The organism is Pedobacter sp. 01N416, assembly GCF_056399685.1.
Window position 1 is genome coordinate 1 of sequence record NZ_JBFTRT010000275.1, and the last position, 6,227, is coordinate 6,227.

Annotated in this window: 5 protein-coding genes and 1 pseudogene; 4 read left to right on the forward strand and 2 right to left on the reverse strand. The window is 37.0% G+C overall.

The window, feature by feature from the left end; genetic code table 11:
* From AC1DND_RS15820 to AC1DND_RS15835, 4 genes and pseudogenes are all read left to right on the forward strand, one after another.
* Positions 1–747: pseudogene (locus AC1DND_RS15820) on the forward strand (glutamine synthetase type III); the annotation flags it as partial.
* A gap of 803 nt (positions 748–1,550) precedes the next feature.
* The gene (locus AC1DND_RS15825; protein WP_477583014.1) at positions 1,551–2,732 is read left to right on the forward strand and encodes an AIR synthase related protein; all 1,182 of its coding nucleotides are present in this window, start codon (positions 1,551–1,553) and stop codon (positions 2,730–2,732) included.
* A gap of 356 nt (positions 2,733–3,088) precedes the next feature.
* On the forward strand, positions 3,089–3,490 hold the full coding sequence (locus tag AC1DND_RS15830; RefSeq protein ID WP_477583015.1) for a c-type cytochrome: 402 nt from the start codon (positions 3,089–3,091) through the stop codon (positions 3,488–3,490).
* Positions 3,491–3,792: 302 nt separating this feature from the next.
* Positions 3,793–4,428: an acetyltransferase gene (locus AC1DND_RS15835; RefSeq protein WP_477583017.1), complete on the forward strand. Its 636-nt coding sequence runs from the start codon at positions 3,793–3,795 to the stop codon at positions 4,426–4,428.
* Between the two features lie 101 nt (positions 4,429–4,529).
* On the opposite strand, the gene AC1DND_RS15840 is transcribed toward AC1DND_RS15835, so the two are convergent.
* The gene (locus AC1DND_RS15840; RefSeq protein ID WP_477583019.1) at positions 4,530–4,841 is read right to left on the reverse strand and encodes a hypothetical protein; all 312 of its coding nucleotides are present in this window, start codon (positions 4,839–4,841) and stop codon (positions 4,530–4,532) included.
* Between the two features lie 167 nt (positions 4,842–5,008).
* Positions 5,009–6,227: outer membrane beta-barrel protein (locus AC1DND_RS15845; protein ID WP_477583020.1), on the reverse strand; the 1,219-nt coding region annotated here is incomplete at its 5' end.

A 6,227-nucleotide genomic window follows, 5' to 3' on the forward strand; every position in this document is an offset into this window, starting at 1 on the left:
GTTGGATCTTCAGCAAACTCTTCTGCACCAATGACGATCTTAAACGCGATTATGGCTGAGCAATTGGTTAAATTTAAAGTTGAAGTTGACAAATTGATCAAAAAAGGTGATAAAAAAGACATCGCTTTATTAACAGTGATCAAAAAATACATCAAAGAATCTAAAGGTATCCGTTTCGAAGGCAATGGTTACAGCCAGGAGTGGGAAGATGAAGCTGCAACACGCGGTTTATCAAACATCAAAACTACACCAAAAGCTTTAGATGCTTATTTAACTGAAAAATCTGCTGAGTTATTTGCAACAACAGGTATTTATAGCGCACGTGAGATTCATGCCCGTCATGAAATCATGTTAGAAAACTTCTATAAAAAACTACAGATCGAAGCACGTGTAATGGGCGAAGTGGCTAACACTGCCATTATCCCAGCTGCGATTGCTTACCAAAACTCTTTAATCGAAAACGTACAAGGATTAAAAGCAATTGGTGTAGATAGCAAAGTTTCTATCGATATCGTTAAAAAACTATCAGAGCATTTAGAAATTGTTAAAACCAATATCGATGCGATGTTAGAAGAACGTAAATTAACCAACAAAATCGAAGATACCCGCGAGAAAGCGATTGCTTACGATGAGAAAGTTAAATCTTACTTCGATATCATCCGTTACCACGCTGATAAATTAGAGCAAATTGTTGACGATAGCGTTTGGCCTTTACCAAAATTCAGAGAATTATTATTCATGAAATAAGAAAGGCGTAAGCTAAAAGGTTTAAGGCGTAGGGTTTACTCTACGCCTTTTTTTGTTGGTTCATTGGCCATTGGTTCGTTGGTCATTGGTTTCCTTTGCAAGTAAACTGTCAAATAAAAACGGTAAACTGGTTAATCGATCAATTATTAAAATCGGTTAAGTTATCCCCACCACAACGTCCTCCTGAACTTGTTTCAGGATCTAATCGAGAGAGGTTAATTCTAGTGATTGTTATCGAATAATTAGAACATTGAATCAAGGCCACTGATTAACGAACCAGTTGTTCATACCAAACTTATGCTTGGCTTATTGATCACTCCTGAAATAAATCAGTCAGCTAGCATTTTTTTTGGAAAGCAATACCAATGCTCATCGGTTAATCCAGTCCTGCTTTCCTTCCTGCTGTAAAATTCTCCATTTTTTTTAAATCCACCGTTTACAGCATCCATGCAATCAGGTTTATTTCAGATAGGCCTGTGCAGGAAAAAACCCACCCACAAAGAGCCTACCCCTTGTACCTAAGCCCGATAGTACAGATGCCGTTTTACAAGTTATTTTTCCCTGTTCCAAAGCTTTAAAACGGCAGGAGGAAAAGCGGGGCTGCAAGCCGCCATGAAAAACGGATATTCACTTCCAAAAAAAAGAAACCCTATCTTTTACAACCTTAAACCCCTGGGCGCTTTGTGCCTTCATGGCAAATAAACTCAGGTGCCCTAGGGCAAAAAAGCCTTGCCATTTAGCCATAAAAAACCTTAAGTATTTAGCTTTAGTCTTTCCTCTTAAAACCTTATCTTTGCGCCAACATGAGTGATAACAGGTACAATCAACGTGGCGTTTCTGCCTCAAAAGAAGATGTGCACAATGCCATCAAAAACATCGATAAAGGAATTTTCCCTAAAGCATTCTGCAAAATCATCCCTGATATTTTAGGTGGTGATGAGGAATATTGCAATATCATGCATGCAGACGGCGCAGGTACCAAATCTTCTTTAGCTTACGTATACTGGAAAGAAACCGGAGATATCTCGGTTTGGAAAGGTATTGCACAAGATGCCATCATCATGAATATCGATGATTTAATCTGTGTTGGTGCTACCGATAACATTTTGTTATCCTCAACCATTGGAAGGAATAAAAACCTGATCCCTGGCGAAGTGATCGCTGCAGTAATTAACGGTACAGAAGAAATTTTAGCCGATCTGCGCGAACAAGGCATCTCGATTTATTCTACCGGCGGCGAAACCGCTGATGTTGGCGACTTAGTAAGAACGATTATCGTCGATTCTACGGTAACCTGCAGATTAAAGCGAGAAGATATCATCAGCAACGATAACATTCAACCAGGCGACGTAATTGTGGCGCTAGCGTCATCCGGACAAGCCACTTACGAAACCGAATATAACGGTGGTATGGGATCGAACGGATTAACCTCTGCCCGTCATGACGTTTTCGATAAAACAGTAGCCAACAGTTACCCTGAAAGTTTCGATCCGGCTGTTCCATTCGATCTGGTTTTCTCCGGAAAGAAACAATTAACAGAAGAGATAGCTATTGAAGGATTTGGCAAAACTACGGTAGGTAAATTGGTACTATCCCCTACGCGTACTTATGCGCCTGTAATCAAAAAGATTTTAGAAAGCCATCGCAGTCAGATCAATGGCATTGTACATTGCAGTGGTGGTGCGCAAACCAAGGTATTACATTTCATCAATGATGATATTCATGTAATCAAGAATAACTTATTTCCTATCCCTACCCTATTTAAATTGATTCAGGAACAATCGGGTACCGATTGGAAAGAAATGTATAAGGTATTTAACATGGGACACCGCATGGAATTATATGTTCCTCAGGAGATTGCCGAAAGCATTATCGAAATATCAAAAAGCTTTAATATCGATGCGCAGATTATCGGTCGCGTAGAAAAAGGCGATCAGAAACAAGTGACTATCGAAAGCGAAAAAGGAACTTTCATTTATAACTAAGCATCAAGGTACAATTTAAAAAGGCTGCTGAAAATTAAATTTCAGCAGCTTTTTTTTTAAACACATTCTTGCCGCAGGGAAATCGCTTTTAACTTTTCTCTGATAATTCTTCCTCTTTTTACGCATACCTAAGCATTATAATTGCCACGGAAGCACGAAAAACACGGAAAAACTTTAATCTCCTCCGTGATTTCTGTGTTTCCGTGGCTAATTAATTTTTGCGCATGTTTTAAAAGCGATTTCCCTGATTCTTGCTGCCTCTTGTCAGTATCGATTGAAATAAATTCATTACAATCTGTAAAAGTCATTTTCTAATATAGAAAAAGGATTATATTAGTTATATAAACTAACAGAACATGAACTATAAAAAGACCATTGTAATGGCCTTACTGGCATGCTTTGCCCTAAGCCTGAGTGCCTTTATGCCTAAAGCCGAACCAGAGCCAAAGGCAAAAAATTTAAAGGTATTGCCTAAAAACATCAGCAAGGAAGAACTCGACAAAGTAATGGACGATTTTAAGCTTGCATTAGGTGTGCGCTGTGGCCATTGCCATGCACCAATGAAAGATAATCCAAGGAAAATGGATTTCGCCAGTGATGAAAAGCCAGAGAAGGAAACAGCTCGTAAAATGATGCGTATGACCGCAAAAATCAATAAGAAATATTTTCATACTGCCTTGCAGGAGGGGAAAACCATTACTCAAATTGCCTGCGTAACCTGCCACAACGGCAAAGCCGAACCAGGGAAACAAATATAAAAAGTTTATTTTCAAGATATTAAAAGCTTCTTTTCTGCCTGCATTTTTTTTTGTGAGGTGTTTTAGCATTTTAATTCATATTTAATTGGGATGAATTTTGACTCGAATTCGGAAGGGAATTGCCAATACAGGCAAAATGTTATTACACCAAATACAATCTTAGTTATATTTCCATTAAAGCCACTACAACTTACCTTTATATCTTTGTCGATACATTCTTAAGTTTTATCGGTACATCATTTAGTTTTGTTTGTATAAACGTATATTAGATTTAACAAATTACTCCAAATAGGAATAACGCTATGATCAATGTATATCTTCTGGGTGCTGGTAAACATGCCGCTGAGCTTAGCGAGTATTTTAATGGCTCGGGTGAGTATCTTTTAACCGGATATATCATCAATTTGGAAGATGCGGTAAATCACCCAAGTTTAACGAAGCCCATTACTTCGCTACCATCTTTTTTAGAAGAACATCCAGCTAATTTAAATATTGCATTAATTGGGGCAATAGGCAATTACGAAAGAAAATCTATTATTGAACTGTTAGAAAACAAAGGCTATTCGTTCATCAACATGATCCACCACCATAATTATATCAGCCCTTCAATTAAAATTGGCGAAGGAAACTGCATTGCCCCAGGTTGTGTAATTAATGCAAATGTGAATATCGGCAACCATTGCATTGTGAATTCAAATTGCAACATCAGTCATGATTGTATAATAGAGAACTATGTAACCATATCACCCGGGGTAACCATTGCGGGCAATGTACATATTAATGAAGGTGTTTTTATCGGATCTGGTGCAACCGTGATCCCGGGCATAACCATCGGAAAGGGAGCCTATGTTGCAGCCGGAGCTTGTGTTACAAAGGATGTTCCGCCGCATGTGATGGTTGCGGGTGTGCCTGCGAGGGTTAAAAAAACAATAGATTAAGCAATGTGAATTAATAAATACTTCAGAAGTTGATATAAAGAAAAAAATCCTCGATCGAATGATCGGGGATTTGTAAAAACATCTAAGTATCTATATATAAACTAATTTAACCTCAAAATCCTTTCACCGTACTTAATTTCTGTTTCTGAGGTGATTTCAAATTCATACTCTTTTTCTGCTGTAACACTAAGCTTTTTACCCTTGATTTTGTAAGTACCTCTATATGCTACATCACCACCTGGCACTATATCGGCTTTGCCGTCTACCATGAGTGTAACGCGTATCGCACTGGTAAGGTATCCATCAGGCTTGGGTACATTAATTTCATAAAATGTTTTTTCTTCTTTTACAGTTAGCTTTTTACAAGAAGTAAAACATAAAAATAAGAGCATTAAATAGATGAGATTTTTCATATTATTTATTTTTATTACAAAAACGTATCATGGTTAATAAAAGTTTTACTAATCACCATAGAAGCTTACTGGATTAAATAGATATTCTAAAATACAATAAATACCTTAATAAACTAAAAAGCCCTGATCGAATGATCAGGGCTCTACTATCTTGAAATCAGTATCAATTAATATTTAACACGGACACCAATTTGCATACTCCAACGTGATAAATAATCGGAATAGGCATATGGTTTACCTGTATATTGATCAGTACCGAATGTTGGGTTAAAAGTATAGTTAGGCTTCACCACATTACCGGTAGTTGTATAACCAACAATGTTCAATGGTGAGATTACTTGATTTGAAGCGAAGTATCCTTGTCCCCATTTCTTGTTTATTAAGTTACCAACATTGAAAATATCGAATGTGAAGCTAAATACGCTCTTTTTGTAGATATTAATATCTTGCACTAATTTAAAATCGAAGTGGTTTTCCCAAGGCAAACGTGTACCGTTACGCTTAGTATTTTTACCGATATTATCTTTTAAATAAGGATCAGAGTTTACATATTGTTGAAACAATTCATATTGTCTTGCTCCAGTCATAGTACCAGTTACACCAGTAACAGGATCTTTAATACCGGTTAAAGAAGTAATAAAGCTAGATGCGTCTACAGGGATGAAAAGTAAATCGGCATTGTTACTTGAGGATTTTGATGGTGTGGCAGTAGTTGATCCATCATCACCGTTTAAATCACCGAATACAACATAAGAAAGCGCTTGTCCAGACTGTCCGTTGTAGAATAAACCTATGTTAGTAGCAAATTTACCACCACCATACTTAAATTTCTTACCCAACATAAATGACACTCTCGAACCCATGTCATTATTATTGGTTGCTAAATCTAAATTGTTTAAACCGTTTACATTATAAGCAAATCTATAGTTAGATAGTGCGGTAGACGAAGTACCATCATTTAAGTTAAATGAGTGGCCAATAGTATAAGAAACGCTTGACATGAAACCGCTGCTAAATTGTTTCTCTAGCTTTCCGTAAACTGTATATGAATAACCTTTATTCGTATTGGTTAAATACAATATATTGGTGTAATTCTTATCTATCTTACTTGCGTTATAAAATGGTCTTGTTACCCCGTTACCCATATCAAGAGTGTAAGAAGATGGGTTTAAGTTCATATCTTGATACAAGATATCTTTGATTGTTTTGGTATAAGTACCTTCAATAGTACCTACTAAACCCCACGGTAATTTTTGATCAACAGCTAAATTAGTTTTTAATACTCTTGGCGCCTGGAAATTCGGATCGGTTATATCTACCTCAGTTGCTGGCGGAGTTGTTGGTGTGCCCTGATAAGGAGATGAAGGATTAAATGTAATATTGTTT